This is a genomic window from Sphingobacterium sp. UBA5996 (genome assembly GCF_002429765.1).
In the GTDB taxonomy this organism is placed as follows: domain Bacteria; phylum Bacteroidota; class Bacteroidia; order Sphingobacteriales; family Sphingobacteriaceae; genus Sphingobacterium.
Window position 1 is genome coordinate 24,005 of sequence record NZ_DJAS01000032.1, and the last position, 15,803, is coordinate 39,807.

Consider the following 15,803-nt stretch of genomic DNA (forward strand, 5'->3'; position numbering starts at 1 on the left):
CGCGTAAATCTTACAAATGAAAACAGTAATTGTGTAATGATTTCCATCTTATTTATGGCCAAATTTGTAGTACAAAATTAAACATCAGTTATGGCTACAGCTATTTATAAAGATACGATTTATATACCTATAGAGGATGTTGAAAGCGAACATTGTGCTTCAATTATCGAAAAGGGACTAGCTCAGGTTAAAGGTTTGGCGAGCTATCGGGTAGAATTGAACAATCAAAGAGTTGCTATCGTACCAGAAGATCGTGAAGCCGTTCTTAGCAGCGTAAAGACCATCAGAAATCTTGGTTATGGTGTTTCCACATTGACGAAAACATTTCCAGTTCTTGGGATGACTTGCGCCTCATGTGCCGTTAGTGCCGAGAGTATGACAAAATATGAACAGGGTGTTGTTAATGCAGCTGTAAATTTTGCAACAGGAAATCTCACTGTTGAATATGTTCCGGGTGTGACAGATCCTTTAAAAATCCAAAAGGCAGTCCAAGCTGGTGGTTATGATCTGTTAATCGAAGACGAATCCACACAACAGGAAACTTTGGAGGCTATTCACGCGGAGAAATTCCGTAAGCTTAAGATTAAAACACGGTGGGCAGTAATACTTTCGCTTCCCGTGGTCGTGATAGGTATGTTCTTTATGGATATGCCGTACGCAAATCCTATGATGTGGCTATTTTCCACGCCAGTAGTTCTTTGGCTGGGCAAGGACTTTTTTGTCAATGCTTGGAAACAGGCAAAACACCACTCGGCCAACATGGATACCCTCGTTGCATTAAGCACAGGAATAGCCTATATTTTTAGTGTATTTAACATGCTTTTTGCTGAATTTTGGCATCAACGCGGTTTGCATGCACATGTATATTTTGAGGCAGCTTCAGTTGTTATTGCTTTTATTTTATTGGGCAAACTACTGGAAGAAAAGGCGAAAGGCAACACCTCATCGGCCATTAAAAAGCTAATGGGACTACAGCCTAAGACGGTTATGGTCGTTCAGTCTGACGGTACACAACTTCAGGTACCGATAGCAAATGTGAATGCAGGTAACATCATTTTGGTAAAACCAGGAGAGAAAATTGCAGTCGATGGTATTGTTATCGGTGGAAATTCTTATGTCGATGAAAGTATGTTAAGTGGGGAGCCAGTTCCTGTTTTAAAAATGGAAAATGAACACGTGTTCGCAGGGACCATCAATCAGAAAGGCAGCTTTCAGTTCAGAGCCACAAAAGTTGGTAAAGAAACCATGTTGGCAAACATTATTAAAATGGTACAGGACGCGCAGGGGAGTAAAGCACCCGTGCAAAAGCTGGTTGATCGAATTGCTGCTATATTCGTTCCTGTTGTCATTGGTATTGCTATTTTAACTTTTCTACTGTGGTTTACATTGGGTGGAGAAAATCATCTGGTGCAGGGATTATTGGCTGCAGTAACGGTTTTAGTGATAGCCTGTCCCTGTGCATTGGGCTTAGCAACACCTACGGCCATCATGGTCGGTGTTGGCAAGGGAGCGGAGCAGGGTATTTTAATTAAAGATGCGGAAAGTCTAGAGCTAGCCAAAAAGGTAAATGCCATTGTCTTGGATAAAACTGGAACCATTACTGCGGGAAAGCCTATGGTAACTGACGTGTATTGGAAGGATAATACGGATAATTTAAAAGGCATCTTGCTAAGCTTGGAGAAACAATCGGAACATCCTTTGGCAGAGGCTGTTGTAGGGTATTTTAAAGATGTGATAGTTACTCCAATATCTTTTATCGAAAGTATCACAGGGAAAGGTGTAAAAGCTAGTGACGGCAATGAAACCTATTATGTTGGGAATCGGAGGCTGTTAGATGATAATCGGATCACCATTCCGACGGAATTGATGGACCATACCACGCAATGGGAAAATCAATCTAAAACAGTGATCTGGTTTGCCAATAGTCAGACTGCATTAGCTGTCATTGCCATTGCAGACCAGATTAAGGAAACTTCTGTACGTGCCATCAAGGAGATGCAGGCAATGGGAATTGAGCTATATATGCTGACTGGTGACAACGAGGCCACAGCCAGGGCAATTGCTGCTGAAACAGGTATTCAACATTATAAAGCGGAAGTATTGCCTGAGCAAAAAGCTGATTTTATTAAAGAACTACAGGAACGAGGTCGGGTTGTAGCTATGGTTGGAGACGGTATTAATGACAGTACAGCTTTAGCGACAGCAGATGTCAGTATTGCCATGGGAAAAGGAAGCGATATCGCAATGGACGTGGCAAAAATGACCATTATTTCTTCTGATTTAACGAAAATACCACAGGCAATCCGACTTTCGAAACAAACAGTCGCAACGATTAAGCAAAACTTGTTTTGGGCGTTCATTTACAATTTGATTGGGATTCCGCTCGCTGCAGGTATTCTGTATCCATTCAACGGTTTCTTGCTAAACCCTATGATAGCTGGAGCAGCTATGGCACTGAGTAGTGTTAGTGTTGTCAGCAATAGCTTGCGGCTTCGCTGGAAAAAATAAGGTCATTAAGCATGGATTGGAAGCTTGCCATAAAGTGTAAATATGGTAGACCAAGATAGGAAAACTGCAAGTGCAGCCAAATGAATTATACGGGTATTCCCGTAGAAAAATAAATAGATTGATAACATTAAAATTAAATAACATGGAAAGCAAAGAACTTCAATTTAAAACAAACCTTAACTGTGGGGGCTGTGTGTCTAAAGTAAGTGCTGATCTGGATAATATGGACGGTATCTATGAGTGGAGTGTTGACACTGCGAATGCAGACAAGATCTTGACAGTAAAATCTGATGGTGTTTCAGAGGAAGAAATCATTGAAATTATCAAAAAGAAGGGCTTTAATGCCATGGCCTACTCTGCATAATTCTTCAATAAATCTATAGAAGCGCTATTATTAAACCACATCCTAAAAGTTAGACAAAACTTTTAGGGTGTTTTTTTGAGGTATGAAAGGTGTTGGTTTATTCACTTTTTAATTCCCTGAAAAGCGCTTGCAATTTTTTAATTTTATTTTTATTGTCGCTTATTTTGTTTATAGTCAGCGACTTAGATTGTGTAAGGATATGTGACATTTGCGGCCCCGAATAATTAAGATTAAATTAGCTCATGCTTTGAAAAATTGGCCCCCAAGACTATAAGGTTGAGAAGATATACGAATTTTTGATCTAGGCTTTTGGCTTTACTTCAAAAAAACGCTTAGCGAGGGAGGATTTATTTGTAAATGAAATAATTTTAATGAAACAAAAGACAATGAGTATAAGGTTTAATAGCAGATCTATTTTTTTTGGACTTGTCGCGTTATCGACCGGTTTATTTTTTGGCTGTGGAAATCCAGGTACTAAAAATGAGGTCAAGACCGAAAAGGTGGAGGAACCTGCTGAAGTTAGTGCACCTACAACCCAGGAGTTATCTTTTAAGGATAAAGAGGGTAAGGTTCTTCCATTAAGTGCTTTAAAAGGTAAGGTCGTGTTTATCAATTTCTGGGCGACCTGGTGTCCTCCATGTATCCATGAACTACCTTCGATTGACCAGCTTAGGCAATCGCTTAAAGATCATAAGGATATCGTTTTTCTCATGGTAGATGTTGATGGCGACATGGAGAAGTCTTCCGCATTTATGGCAGAAAATAAGTATGACCTACCTCTTTATATAGCAGCGGGGGATATTCCTGCAGAATTCTTAGGACAATCCATACCGACAACAGTCATCATGGATAAAGCTGGAAAGATCGTAGAACGCCTGGAGGGAAGCCGTGACTATGGAACTCCTGAGATAAAAAAAGCATTGCAGGATATCGCAAGTGGCAGCTAACGATCAACTGTTGCAATCGCTATTTTCTATAGATGGAGAATAGAATTTGAAAAGAAAAACAGTATTTTCGCGTTGTCAAGTTAATTTATAGCGATGTCCGAACTTCAAGAGCAGACTGCAGTCAGAACGACTTATTTTAGTATTGTGGGTAATGCATTACTGGCCTTGTTAAAATGGCTAGCAGGTTTCTTCGGAAACTCCTATGCGCTGATTGCGGATGCCATTGAGTCAACAGCGGACATTTTCTCTTCATTTTTAGTGCTTCTTGGTTTAAAATATGCGCAGCGACCTGCCGATGACAATCACCCTTATGGTCATGGTCGGGTAGAACCCCTTATTACATTTATTGTCGTTGGCTTTCTCATTGTTTCCGCAACCATAATCGCTTATGAAAGTATTGAGAATATAGGAACGCCACATGATCTACCCAAACCCTGGACGCTACTTGTGCTGGGGGGAATTATTGTTTGGAAGGAAGTTTCCTATAGAATCGTTATGAAGAAAAGTAAAGAAACGAATAGCTCTTCACTTCGTGCGGACGCTTGGCACCATCGAAGCGATGCGATAACATCAGTTGCAGCTTTCATTGGGATATCTATTGCATTGTTGCTCGGAAAAGGATACGAAAATGCGGATGACTATGCGGCATTATTTGCTGCTGGATTTATACTCTATAACTGTTATCATATTTTCAGACCAGCGCTTGGCGAGATCATGGATGAAAATGTCTACGATGAAGTCATTGATGATATCCGAAAAGAGGCATTAAAAGTTGAGGGGATAAAAGCGACAGAAAAATGTTTTGTTCGTAAATCCGGAGCGAAATATCATGTCGATCTCCATGCTATTGTCGATAGTGAAATTACAGTACGAGCAGGGCATGAGCTGGCGCATCAACTTAAGGACCATCTGAAAGCACATATTCCTGACCTTGGTCATGTGATGATCCATATCGAACCGAACGAATGCCGCTGGGAAGGAAATTAAAAATGGCAGCACATATCTCTTTTCTCGAACGGTGCCGCCATTTGATTTTTTATAAACTTAGGTGTTTTCTGCTTCAAGCAACTCGATCTGCCATTTAATCTGATCAGCTTGAATAGGGTAATTGACATGATTTCTTAAGCTTTCATAAATAGCTTCAAATAGCTGATTATAATCTCCTTTATGTGGGGTTACGAAAGATTCATGTTTTTGATTAGCGGCATCTATGGTCACGAGTTTCCCTTCGAGTCCTGCTGGCTCAAGGCCATAAGATGGATCGTCAGGTAGCATACCATCCAGCAATTGCTGTTCTTGCACATCCGTCATGTTTTTGACAAAACTTCCTTTTGTACCATGTAGGACAAAGGCTGGTTGTGGAGAAGCGACCAGCAGACTGCCCGTTAAGTAGACGTTCAGTTCAGCTGGATAGTAGAGATGATAGTGAAAGTAGTCTGCAACTTTTGAATCTGGTCTGTTAATAGACGTCGTCTTGCTGAATTTAATCGGCTTTCCAAAAAGGGAGATTGCCTGATCGAGAAGGTGAGGACCGAGGTCATAGGTAATACCATTGGAAATATACTGCGTATCTTCCTTGAAGTATTTTTGTCCCAATTCCATTTTATAGCGATCAAATCTGAAATGCACTTCAATCAGCTTTCCTAATTCTCCACTTTCTATTACTTTCTTAAGATCTAAAAAATGACTATCATAGCGTCTATTTTGATAGAAAAATAATTGTTTTCCTTGTTGTTTACTAATGGCAAGCAGCGCATCGAATTGTGCTGAGTCATCGACAGCGGGCTTTTCTATCAAAACATGTTTACCTGCTTCTAGGGCTTCTTTGGCATATTGAAAATGTGTATAGTTTGGTGTATTCACAATAACCAGTTCTATAGTATCGTCAGCTAGTAAGTCAGCCATAGTATCGTAACTTATTATTCCGGGATAGAATTCATGCGCGGCCTTTTTCGAGCGTTCCACAACGGCACTGAGATTGAAATGTGGATTGGTAGATATAAATGGTGCGTGAAAGACACGCCCAGACATGCCGAAACTAAGTATTCCTGTGTTAATTTGAGTATATTTCATTGTGTTTAAAATACGGCAGATTTCGCCAGTTATTATTTTATTTATGGACAGCTCAAGTGCTTTTTTTATTATTTCGCCCGTATCGATTTTCTATTTCTAACGTATTTTAGATAGCCAATTACGCAATTCTTTTGTCGTCAGTAGATAAACCGGAGAGCGCCGAGGAAAAGCGGATGTTCTACTATACTTGTAATGAATAGTAATGTTCCTGTTTTGAGATCATGCTATAAATATATAATTTTATACTGTGTATTGCAATATTCGGTTTTCTATTTATTTGAAGGTTAACAGCCTATTGCAAATGGAATGAGTTATTTGCCCTGAAATTGGCTTATTTTTTTAGCGTATAATGGATGGGCGTATTGAACGTTGATCAGCAATAATTTCGCTCATCTTCTATTGTAACCAATTATAATGTCCGCTTTTACAGGCTATTGTTAAAAGCAATATTAAAGTAATTAAAGTCAATGAAAATATGAATAATATCGTAAAAATTGCAGGCGCTATTCTGTTCGTCGTTTTAAGCGGCTGTAACGTACAGCGTAATGCACAGTTTAAAAAAGGAAATTGGGTATTTGGGGGCTTTGAGCGGCCCGAAGGCGTCAATCCAATTATTGAGCCAGATACGGGTTCGGTATTTTATGATCCAATTCTGAAAAAGGAAATTCGATGGGAGAATAACGATACCTTTAATCCTGCAGCGGTTGTTAAGGGAGATAGTGTGTATGTCATTTATCGTGCAGAGGACCGGACAGGAAAAGCGATTGGCCACCGTACCTCCAGGCTGGGACTAGCAGCCAGTGCAGATGGTATTCATTTCGAACGACTCAAAACACCGGTATTCTATCCTGCTCCCGACGACCAACAGGATAATGAATGGCCTGGTGGGACTGAGGATCCTCGGATAGCGCAAACAGAGGATGGGCGCTTTGTCATGTTTTACACCCAATGGAACCGAAAGGTGCCGCGCTTAGGTTTAGCCATCTCTTCTGATCTGAAACACTGGGTTAAATATGGACCTATTTTTAAAAAATCGAAAAATAAGCCCAATTTAATCAATGAGCCGCATAAATCAGCCTCAATTGTGACCGTATTGAAAGGCAATAAGCAGGTCGTTGCTAAAATCAACGGAAAATATTGGTTGTACTGGGGTGAGTACGGTGTTTATGGTGCCACATCCGATAATTTGATTGACTGGGAACCCGTACTAGACAATAGAGGAGCAATGAAACCCTTCATCTCTCCAAGGCATGGTTATTTCGATAGCGCATTGACTGAGTGCGGTCCTCCGGCAGTGCTTACGGATAAAGGAATTTTGTTGTTATACAATGGTAAGAATCATGCTGCGAAAGGAGATATGCGTTTTGCTAAAAACACCTATTCTGCGGGGCAGGTTCTATTTGATCCGCGAGATCCTACGCGCGTATTGGCGCGAATGGATGTTCCTTTTTTGCGCCCCATGGAATCTTTCGAGAAAAGCGGGCAATATATAGACGGAACGGTTTTTATCGAAGGATTGGTCTTTTTTAAACAAAAATGGTTTTTATATTATGGCTGTGCAGACTCTAGAGTTGCTGTAGCTATTTATAATCCGCGCTATCCACCGCTAATGGATCCTGTACCTGGATTGTAAAAGGGAAGAAGTTTTATTTGAAATTTGTTTAGATTATGGGTAGCTGGTCAAAGAGAATTTATTTAGTTGGCTGGGAACCTACCAAATAAAAAAAGGCGGATCATTTGATCTGCCTTTTTGGGTAAGTAATCGGGCTCGAACCGACGACCCCTAGAACCACAATCTAGTGCTCTAACCAACTGAGCTATACCTACCGTGATTTTGATGATACAAAAGTACGATTAAACCCTATTCCCTCCAAATATTTGACTGAAAAAAAACAGCGTTTAAAGTCAACTAGGTGAAGATTAGTTTATTAAATTTTAATAAAAAACATCGAAGCGCGTCCATATTGGCAGGAATGTTTACTTTAATAATCCAGAAGTTCCCGTTTGCTTTTCGTTTTTTACAAAAAAGGCGGTTTCTATTATAGAAACCGCCTTTTTTGTAAGGGGAACTTATATTAAATCATTTCTACACTTCTCTTCACAAATGATGTTAGATCGGCTCCGGACAATAAACCTCTGGATAAGAGTGCTAAATCAAAAGCTTGTTTTGCCAGTTTTGAACCCTCTTCGTCGGATGCTGATAAAATTCTTTTGATCAGTGGGTGGTTACCGTTGACAGTTACCTTATAATTGTCGGGCAATGAACCATAGAAATTCATACCACCACCACCTGTCTTGGCCATATCTTTCATTCGGCGCATAAATTCATCAAGCGTTACAGATACGGGCAGATCACCTTCATTTAACGCGTCAACTTCAACTTTCATATCTTGGCGTGAAATTGCTTTTTCGAAAACCTCCAGCGCTTTTTTGGATTCTTCTTCCGAAAGAGCCAGCTCGACTTTTTCGTCTTTCTGAATCAATTTATCGATAACGTCAGCATCCACACGTTTCAATTGAACCTTTTCACCGCCCTTTTGCTCCAAATAAGCTGCGAAGTGCGTATCCAGTGGGCCATCAAGCGTCAAGACATCATAGCCTTTATTTAAAGCAGTTTGGATAAAGCCATCTTGTTGGGCAGCATCATGTGTATATAAGTAGACAATGTTTCCATCTTTATCTACTTGAATGTCTTTGACTTTTTCGTAATATTCTTTGATGGTAAAACTTTCGTTGTTCGTGTTTTTTACTAAACAGAAGTCATTTGCTTTTTCCGCAAATTTCTCATCGCTTAGCATACCATATTTGATAAATAAGCCGATATCCGTCCATTTCTCTTCAAAGCCCTTGCGGTCAGTCTTAAATATTTCGTTCAATTTGTCAGCCACCTTTTTGGTGATATAACTATTGATTTTCTTGACGTTGCTATCAGCCTGCAAAAATGAACGCGATACGTTCAATGGGATGTCTGGAGAATCGATCACCCCGTGAAGTAACATCAAGAATTCTGGAACAATATCTTTCACTTCGTCGGTAATGAACACCTGTCTAGAGTAAAGCTTAATTTTATTGCGCTGGATCTCCAGTTCATTTTTAACTTTAGGAAAGTAAAGGATACCGGTCAGGTTGAATGGGTAATCGACGTTGAGGTGGATCCAAAACAATGGTTCATCCATTGAATACGGATACAGCTCGCGGTAGAATGCCAGATAATCTTCATCTTTTAACTCAGACGGTGACTTTGTCCAGGCAGGGTTAGTATTATTGATGATGTTGTCTACCTCTACAGATTTGTATTTTGGTTTTCCTTCTTCGTCTTCACCATCCGGTTCAGAATTGGTCTTGGTCCCAAAACGAATGGGTACAGGAAGGAATTTAGCATACTTATCTAGAATATCCTGTAAACGTGCCTGGCTTAAAAATTCAGTTGATTCTTCGTTAATATGTAAAATGACATCAGTACCACGTGTGGTTCTTGTTCCTGTAGAAATTTCGTAAGATGTACTACCGTCGCAAGTCCAGTGAGCCGGTTCTGCGCCATCCTGATAAGATAAGGATTGGATTTCCACCGTATCGGCGACCATAAATGCGGAATAGAAGCCTAAACCAAAACGGCCAATGATTTCATTTGCATCATTTGCTTCTTTGAATTTTTCCATGAACTCTGTGGCCCCTGAGAAAGCGATCTGGTTGATGTATTTTTTTATCTCCTCTGCTGTCATACCAATACCATTGTCGGAAATAGTGATGGTTTTGGCAGCTTCATCAAATTTTACATCTACAATCAATTCGCCTGTTTCACCTTGATATTGACCTAAAGAAGCCAGGCGTTTGATTTTTTGAGAAGCATCAACGGCATTAGATACCAGTTCACGCAAGAAAATTTCATTATCGGAATATAAGAACTTTTTGATTACGGGAAATATGTTCTCCGTGTGAATTGAAATACTACCTTTTTCTGGATTCATAATTTATATGTCGCTATTTTTAATTTTATGATTTGTTAAAAACGTACAATCTGTGTTCCAAATCGGTTTTAATAGGACATGATGGCAGGAAACTTCCCATTTTGTCATACATCTATGGGTCGCTTCTATCGGATCTTAAAGGGAACTGTCAGCAAGCGAAAGCCCCTTAGCCTAATTCAGGCTAGGGCTCTGTGGAAAGTTGGCAACATGTGCATATTTAGGGCCAAGTCCAATAATGGCATCCTTCCATAGCAATTCACCATTCCCTTCAAAAATGAGCTGATGGTGGTATTTATTCTGTACAGCCCAGCTATTCTCTTTGATTTCCCCGTCCAGTTGACCTGCAGACCATCCGGAATAGCCGATAAAGAATTTTAATTCGTCAGCTTTTATGCTATCCGTTTGGATGGCTTCGATAAGCTTCTCTTCATCGCCTCCGAAATAGATTCCAGGAGCAACTTCTTCGCCACTCAGCAATAAATCAAACCGGTTATGTACAAAAAAGAGGCTTTCCTGAGCCACGGGGCCACCCACGTAGATGGGAAAATTGCAATCCGGTATAGATTCCAATAATTGGCCTATGCGGACATTGGTTTGATTATTTAAAACAAAGCCGAGAGATCCCTCCGTATTGTATTCACATAGCAATATCACGGATCTGAGGAATCTAGGGTCTAACATAAACGGTTCGGAAATTAACAGACTTCCTTTTTGTGGGTCAAGTTCGGTAAACATATAGCGCGTATTTTAATGAGTTGTTGATCTAATCTTTTTTAATTAGAACTATGCGAGATTTGTGCCAAAATTGGGATTTTGTCAATTTCTACTAACTTTATAGAGAAAAAGCAATGATTTTAGTAAGTTTGTAGGACATAAATATAGGTTTCTATGTCCATTCAACATAAAGATATTGCAGCAATCAGACAGGATTACGTATTAGGTAGCCTATCTGAATCGGATGTGGATCGTGATCCAGTCCACCAGTTTAAAAAATGGTTTGATGCGGCTATTCACAGCGAGGTGACCGAACCCAATGCTATGGTGCTTTCAACCGTCTCTTCCCATCATTTGCCGTCCTCTCGAGTTGTTCTATTGAAGGATATTGTAGCAGAAGGTTTAGTCTTTTTTACAAATTATGAGAGTCGTAAAGGGGAAGACATGAAAGCTAATCCGCATGCTGCATTATTGTTTTTCTGGCCTGAATTACAGCGGCAGGTCCGGATCGAAGGTGTTATTGATTTTGTAAGTGAGGCCGATTCGGATGAATATTTTCAATCACGACCCAAAGCGAGCCGTATCGGTGCACTGGCTTCCCCGCAGAGCCACGAGATTCCAAACCGCAGTTTTTTGGAAAACAGGGTGGAAGAATTCGAGCACCAATATAATGGAAGCGAAGCTGTACCTAGACCATCACATTGGGGCGGCTATCTGCTGAAACCGATTTATTTCGAGTTTTGGCAGGGACGTGCAAGCCGGCTGCATGATCGTATCGTTTATAAAAAAGTGTCTGATTCCTGGAAGATTACACGTATAGCTCCATAAATATGACATTTGACGAAATTAAATCGATGTTGGTTTCCAGATTTGGAACTCAAATTATTCTTAAGGAAGATCGCAATGGGCTGCAGCCTGCATTATTTATTGATAAGGCCGATATAATAGCCGTCTGTTTGTTCCTGAGGGATACAGAGGGGCTGTACTTTGATTTTTTAAGCAATCTTACTGCGGTGGACTATCAAACGCATTTTACCGTTGTCTATCATCTCAATTCATTGCCTTATCAACACGGTTTGGTCTTAAAAGTTGAGCTGTCTGGTCATCGTTCGCTGGACGAATTACCTGAGATTCCTTCGCTTACTTCGGTATGGCGTACGGCAGATTGGCATGAACGGGAAGCGTTTGACCTGATGGGAATTTATTTTGAGGGACACCCGGATCTTAGAAGGATTCTGCTTCCCGACGATTGGGAAGGGTATCCTCTGCGCAAGGATTATCAAGAGGCAGAAACATATCATGGCATTCATATTAATTGATCGAAATGGCGAATCCAAAATATAGAGAGGCACTAGTGCGCTATGAAAAACACCTTACAGCGATATCCAGTCAGGAAATGGTGTTAAACATGGGGCCTCAGCATCCTTCGACGCATGGCGTACTCCGGCTTCAGCTGATTACAGACGGAGAGGTTGTGAAAGAGGTTGTTCCCCATTTAGGGTATCTACACCGCTGTTTTGATAAGCATGCCGAATCGTTAAATTATGCAAAGACAATTCCTTTTACTGATCGTCTAGATTATCTAGCCTCAATGAATAATAGTCATGCTTTCGTTATGGGTGTCGAACGCATGCTTGGTCTCGACAGTAGGCTACCCAAAAGAATAGAGTACATCCGGGTGCTGGTCTGTGAACTCAATCGAATTGCATCGCACCTGATTGCTATTGGAACATATGGCATTGATATCGGTGCAACAACGCCGTTTCTCTGGTGTTTTCGTGACCGTGAACATATTATGAATATGCTTGAGTGGGCTTCTGGTTCCCGGATGTTGTACAACTATATTTGGGTTGGTGGTTTGTTTTATGATTTGCCTGTTGGCTTTGAAGCACGTTGTGCAGAATTTATTGCATACTTCAAACCTAAATTGGTCGAACTGGATGAGATATTAACTCAGAATCAGATATTTATATCCCGTACGGCTAAAATAGGTGTACTTCCTGCTGACGTTGCGATAAATTATGGTGTATCGGGACCTATGCTGCGGGCTTCGGGTATAAAATGGGATTTGAGACGAATAGATGGCTATTCGGTTTATCCAGAGATTGATTTTGAGATACCTGTAGGAACAGGTGAAATGGGAACACTCGGTGATTGCTGGGACCGTTATAAAGTTAGGGTAGATGAGGTCAAGCAATCTGTTCGCATCGTTGAGCAATGCCTTGAACGATTGCAGAAAGATTTTAAACGTACAGCCGAATTTGATCCGCGGGCTCTTGTACCGAAGAAAGTAAATTTGAAAGCTCAGGATTATTATGTGCGTGCTGAAAATCCGAAGGGAGAATTGGGTTTTTACTTTGTCACAAAAGATAAATCAGATATTCCATTGCGTGTAAAATCAAGGGGGCCAAGTTTCAATAACCTTTCGGTGATTTCAGAACTCGGAAAAGGCGTGCTGATTGCTGATTTGATTGCAATTCTTGGATCTATCGATATCGTTTTAGGAGAGGTGGATCGTTAGATTGCGGTAGTATGCATGTTTTATAAACGATTTAGCAAAACAAAATAGGGATTGTATTGAAAATGTTGCAGGAAAACGCAAATAAATTTGTAAATGAAAGCAATTTTCATCATATTTGCAGTCTCATAATTTAAGTTTATAATTGGTTAATGAAAGCTTGTTACTCCCAAAGTAGCGGGCTTTTCTTTTTTTTTTATCGATGCACCTATTAATGTAAGTTATTAATGATTTCGGTGTTGGTTTGCGCTTGAAGGGTTTACTGCTTTTTCATCTGTGCAATGTTGATTATCCTGTATATTTCGTCGAATTCCTGCACTAGAATTTAACGTAAATGATTACCTTTACTGGTCTTAAATATAAAAAAGTGACGGATAGTTTAGTTATCATTCCAACATATAATGAAAAGGAAAATATTGAAAAAATCATTCGCAAAGTTTTTTCCTTATCACATGCATTTGATATTTTAATTGTAGATGATGGTTCCCCGGATGGAACGGCTACCATCATCAAGAATTTACAGCTTCATGAATTTACTGGCCGTTTGTTTATCGAAGAGCGAACCGGGAAACTAGGGCTGGGAACGGCGTATATTCATGGATTTAAATGGGCGCTATCCCGCGAACATTACCATTATATTTTTGAAATGGATGCAGATTTCAGCCACAATCCAGAGGACTTGCTTCGTTTACGGCAGGCTTGCGTGTATGGTGCTGATATGAGTATAGGTTCGCGTTATATCAAGGGCGTGAATGTGGTCAATTGGCCAATGAGCCGGGTACTGATGTCGTATTTTGCTTCGGTATATGTTCGTTTTATAACAGGGATAGATATCCAGGATGCTACTGCCGGATTTGTTTGTTTTACAAGGGAAGTCCTTGGAACAATCCCGCTCGACAAGATTAAGTTTGTAGGCTATGCCTTTCAGATTGAAATGAAATTCACAGCCATAAAATATGGCTTTAAGGTGGTCGAAGTACCCATTATATTTACAGATCGGACCGAAGGTACATCAAAGATGAGTACGAGTATCTTTAAGGAAGCATTTTTTGGTGTAATCCAATTAAAATTAGGTAGTATCGGAAAGCGCTATAAGAGAAATTAAAAATATTGCCACAATGAACGAGAATTTAGATCCAAATGCAGAACGTCTCAGTAATACCGACCGTGATATTGAACGAGCATTGCGGCCTCAGGCTTTTGAAGACTTTACCGGACAGGCTAAAATATTAGAGAACCTCAATATTTTTGTGAAAGCGGCTAGGCTGAGAGGCGAGGCGCTGGATCACGTTTTGCTGCATGGCCCTCCGGGCTTAGGAAAAACAACTTTGTCGCATATTATTGCGAATGAGATGGGGGTTGGTATCAAAATTACTTCAGGACCTGTATTGGATAAACCGGGTGATTTAGCAGGGTTATTAACAAATTTGGAAGAAGGTGATGTTTTGTTTATCGATGAGATTCATCGATTAAGTCCTTTGGTGGAAGAATATCTTTATTCGGCTATGGAGGATTTCAAAATTGACATCATGCTGGAAACAGGACCAAATGCACGTTCTGTTCAGATTTCCCTGAATCCGTTTACCTTGATCGGGGCCACAACACGGTCGGGACTTTTGACTGCCCCCTTGCGTGCACGCTTTGGAATTAATTCACGCCTCCAATATTACGATGCAAAATTGCTGACAACTATTGTGTTGCGCTCGGCTCATATCTTAAACACACCGATATCCGAGGAAGGGGCCTATGAGATTGCGCGGAGGAGCAGGGGTACACCCCGGATAGCCAATGCTTTACTGCGCCGTACACGGGATTTTGCTCAGATAAAAGGTAACGGAAGCATCGATAAAGAAATAGCGAAATATGCTTTGCACGCGCTTAATGTGGATGAAAATGGTTTAGACGAGATGGACAACAAAATCTTAACGACTATTATAGACAAATTTAAAGGAGGACCTGTCGGACTAAAAACTGTAGCTACTGCTGTTGGTGAGGATGAAGGTACGATTGAGGAAGTCTATGAACCCTTTTTGATTCAAGAAGGGTACATTATGCGGACCTCAAGGGGTCGCGAGTGTACCGAAGCGGCCTATAAGCACTTGGGCCGTGTCAATCATTCGAAAGGAAACACACTGTTTTAAGCGCGAATGAAAAGTGTATTTTAACTTTTCTGCTGCATAATTTTATTAGTCCGGCTCATTAGGGCTGGACTAGGTTTTGTCCGTTGAAAATAGTTTATTTGCGCCTGTAACTCCTCCTGTACCCAGGGATGCTTTTTTCGTAGGTTATTTAAGACGTCCAGGCAGTTGACCAATACAGCGACAGGACAGGGAGGGTCGATCATCCATTGGAAGGAGTACTCGATGATTTGTTCTTCCGCCTCATTCCCAAGTGTATATTCTTTATTTTTTTTCGACGTCAAAAATAGCAGAACCTTAGTGTAACTTCTAAGGCAGCTCCAATTCTTTTGTTTTTTTAAATTATCCAGGAATTGTGGGAGAACAGATTTTAGCAGTGCCGTATTTTTTAAAACGATGGTTTCAAAAACCCATGCGGCGCGAAAGGCGATCTTTTTATCTTTCTCTAAGGAAATATTCAACAGATCGCTTAGTGTTATTCCCTGAAGAATATCCAAAGAAAAATCCGCTACCTCGAAAGATCTCAAGGTAACGGATAGAAATGCTAATTTTTCATCGTATGTCATATAGCCG

General features: G+C 40.4%; 14 protein-coding genes and 1 tRNA gene. 10 read left to right on the top strand and 5 right to left on the bottom strand.

Annotated elements, in window-relative coordinates; all coding sequences use genetic code 11:
• Positions 1-90: 90 nt before the first annotated feature.
• The 4 genes from B3E00_RS21310 to B3E00_RS21325 all read left to right on the top strand — a co-directional run bounded on the left by B3E00_RS21310 (position 91) and on the right by B3E00_RS21325 (position 4,806).
• Positions 91-2,508 carry a heavy metal translocating P-type ATPase gene (locus B3E00_RS21310; RefSeq protein WP_293939975.1) on the top strand — a complete coding sequence of 806 codons (2,418 nt, stop codon included), beginning with the start codon at positions 91-93 and terminating at the stop codon, positions 2,506-2,508.
• A 142-nt stretch (positions 2,509-2,650) separates the two neighbouring features.
• Positions 2,651-2,872 (top strand): heavy-metal-associated domain-containing protein, encoded by a 222-nt coding sequence (locus tag B3E00_RS21315; protein ID WP_209580281.1) that lies wholly within the window; start codon positions 2,651-2,653, stop codon positions 2,870-2,872.
• 386 nt (positions 2,873-3,258) lie between these two features.
• Positions 3,259-3,819, top strand: a complete 561-nt coding sequence (locus tag B3E00_RS21320) for a TlpA family protein disulfide reductase (RefSeq protein WP_209580280.1) — start codon at positions 3,259-3,261, stop codon at positions 3,817-3,819.
• Between the two features lie 93 nt (positions 3,820-3,912).
• Entirely contained in the window at positions 3,913-4,806 is an 894-nt protein-coding gene (locus B3E00_RS21325; RefSeq protein WP_209580279.1) for a cation diffusion facilitator family transporter, read from the top strand.
• Positions 4,807-4,863: 57 nt separating this feature from the next.
• On the opposite strand, the gene B3E00_RS21330 is transcribed toward B3E00_RS21325, so the two are convergent.
• Positions 4,864-5,892: a Gfo/Idh/MocA family oxidoreductase gene (locus B3E00_RS21330; RefSeq protein ID WP_209580278.1), complete on the bottom strand. Its 1,029-nt coding sequence runs from the start codon at positions 5,890-5,892 to the stop codon at positions 4,864-4,866.
• Between the two features lie 475 nt (positions 5,893-6,367).
• On the opposite strand from B3E00_RS21330, the gene B3E00_RS21335 reads away from it, so the two are divergent.
• Positions 6,368-7,525 (top strand): glycoside hydrolase family 130 protein, encoded by a 1,158-nt coding sequence (locus B3E00_RS21335; RefSeq protein ID WP_209580269.1) that lies wholly within the window; start codon positions 6,368-6,370, stop codon positions 7,523-7,525.
• A 120-nt stretch (positions 7,526-7,645) separates the two neighbouring features.
• Here B3E00_RS21335 and B3E00_RS21340 read toward each other — a convergent pair.
• The 3 genes from B3E00_RS21340 to B3E00_RS21350 form a co-directional block, all read right to left on the bottom strand.
• Positions 7,646-7,719, bottom strand: a tRNA-His gene (locus tag B3E00_RS21340).
• Between the two features lie 248 nt (positions 7,720-7,967).
• A complete protein-coding gene (htpG, locus tag B3E00_RS21345; RefSeq protein ID WP_293939980.1) occupies positions 7,968-9,860 on the bottom strand; it encodes a molecular chaperone HtpG in 1,893 nt (630 codons plus the stop codon).
• 171 nt (positions 9,861-10,031) lie between these two features.
• The gene (locus B3E00_RS21350) at positions 10,032-10,595 is read right to left on the bottom strand and encodes a YqgE/AlgH family protein (protein WP_209580265.1); all 564 of its coding nucleotides are present in this window, start codon (positions 10,593-10,595) and stop codon (positions 10,032-10,034) included.
• 153 nt (positions 10,596-10,748) lie between these two features.
• Here B3E00_RS21350 and pdxH point away from each other — a divergent pair, with 153 nt between their 5' ends.
• The 5 genes from pdxH to ruvB all read left to right on the top strand — a co-directional run bounded on the left by pdxH (position 10,749) and on the right by ruvB (position 15,233).
• Entirely contained in the window at positions 10,749-11,402 is a 654-nt protein-coding gene (gene pdxH, locus B3E00_RS21355) for a pyridoxamine 5'-phosphate oxidase (protein WP_209580263.1), read from the top strand.
• 2 nt (positions 11,403-11,404) lie between these two features.
• Positions 11,405-11,893 (top strand): NADH-quinone oxidoreductase subunit C, encoded by a 489-nt coding sequence (locus B3E00_RS21360; RefSeq protein WP_209580261.1) that lies wholly within the window; start codon positions 11,405-11,407, stop codon positions 11,891-11,893.
• 5 nt (positions 11,894-11,898) lie between these two features.
• On the top strand, positions 11,899-13,095 hold the full coding sequence (locus B3E00_RS21365; protein ID WP_209580259.1) for an NADH-quinone oxidoreductase subunit D: 1,197 nt from the start codon (positions 11,899-11,901) through the stop codon (positions 13,093-13,095).
• Between the two features lie 364 nt (positions 13,096-13,459).
• Positions 13,460-14,197 (top strand): polyprenol monophosphomannose synthase, encoded by a 738-nt coding sequence (locus B3E00_RS21370; RefSeq protein WP_293940110.1) that lies wholly within the window; start codon positions 13,460-13,462, stop codon positions 14,195-14,197.
• 13 nt (positions 14,198-14,210) lie between these two features.
• Complete coding sequence (gene ruvB / locus B3E00_RS21375; RefSeq protein ID WP_209580257.1) at positions 14,211-15,233, top strand: Holliday junction branch migration DNA helicase RuvB; 1,023 nt, start codon at positions 14,211-14,213, stop codon at positions 15,231-15,233.
• A gap of 20 nt (positions 15,234-15,253) precedes the next feature.
• On the opposite strand, the gene B3E00_RS21380 is transcribed toward ruvB, so the two are convergent.
• Entirely contained in the window at positions 15,254-15,796 is a 543-nt protein-coding gene (locus tag B3E00_RS21380) for a hypothetical protein (RefSeq protein WP_293939982.1), read from the bottom strand.
• Positions 15,797-15,803 lie beyond the last annotated feature (7 nt).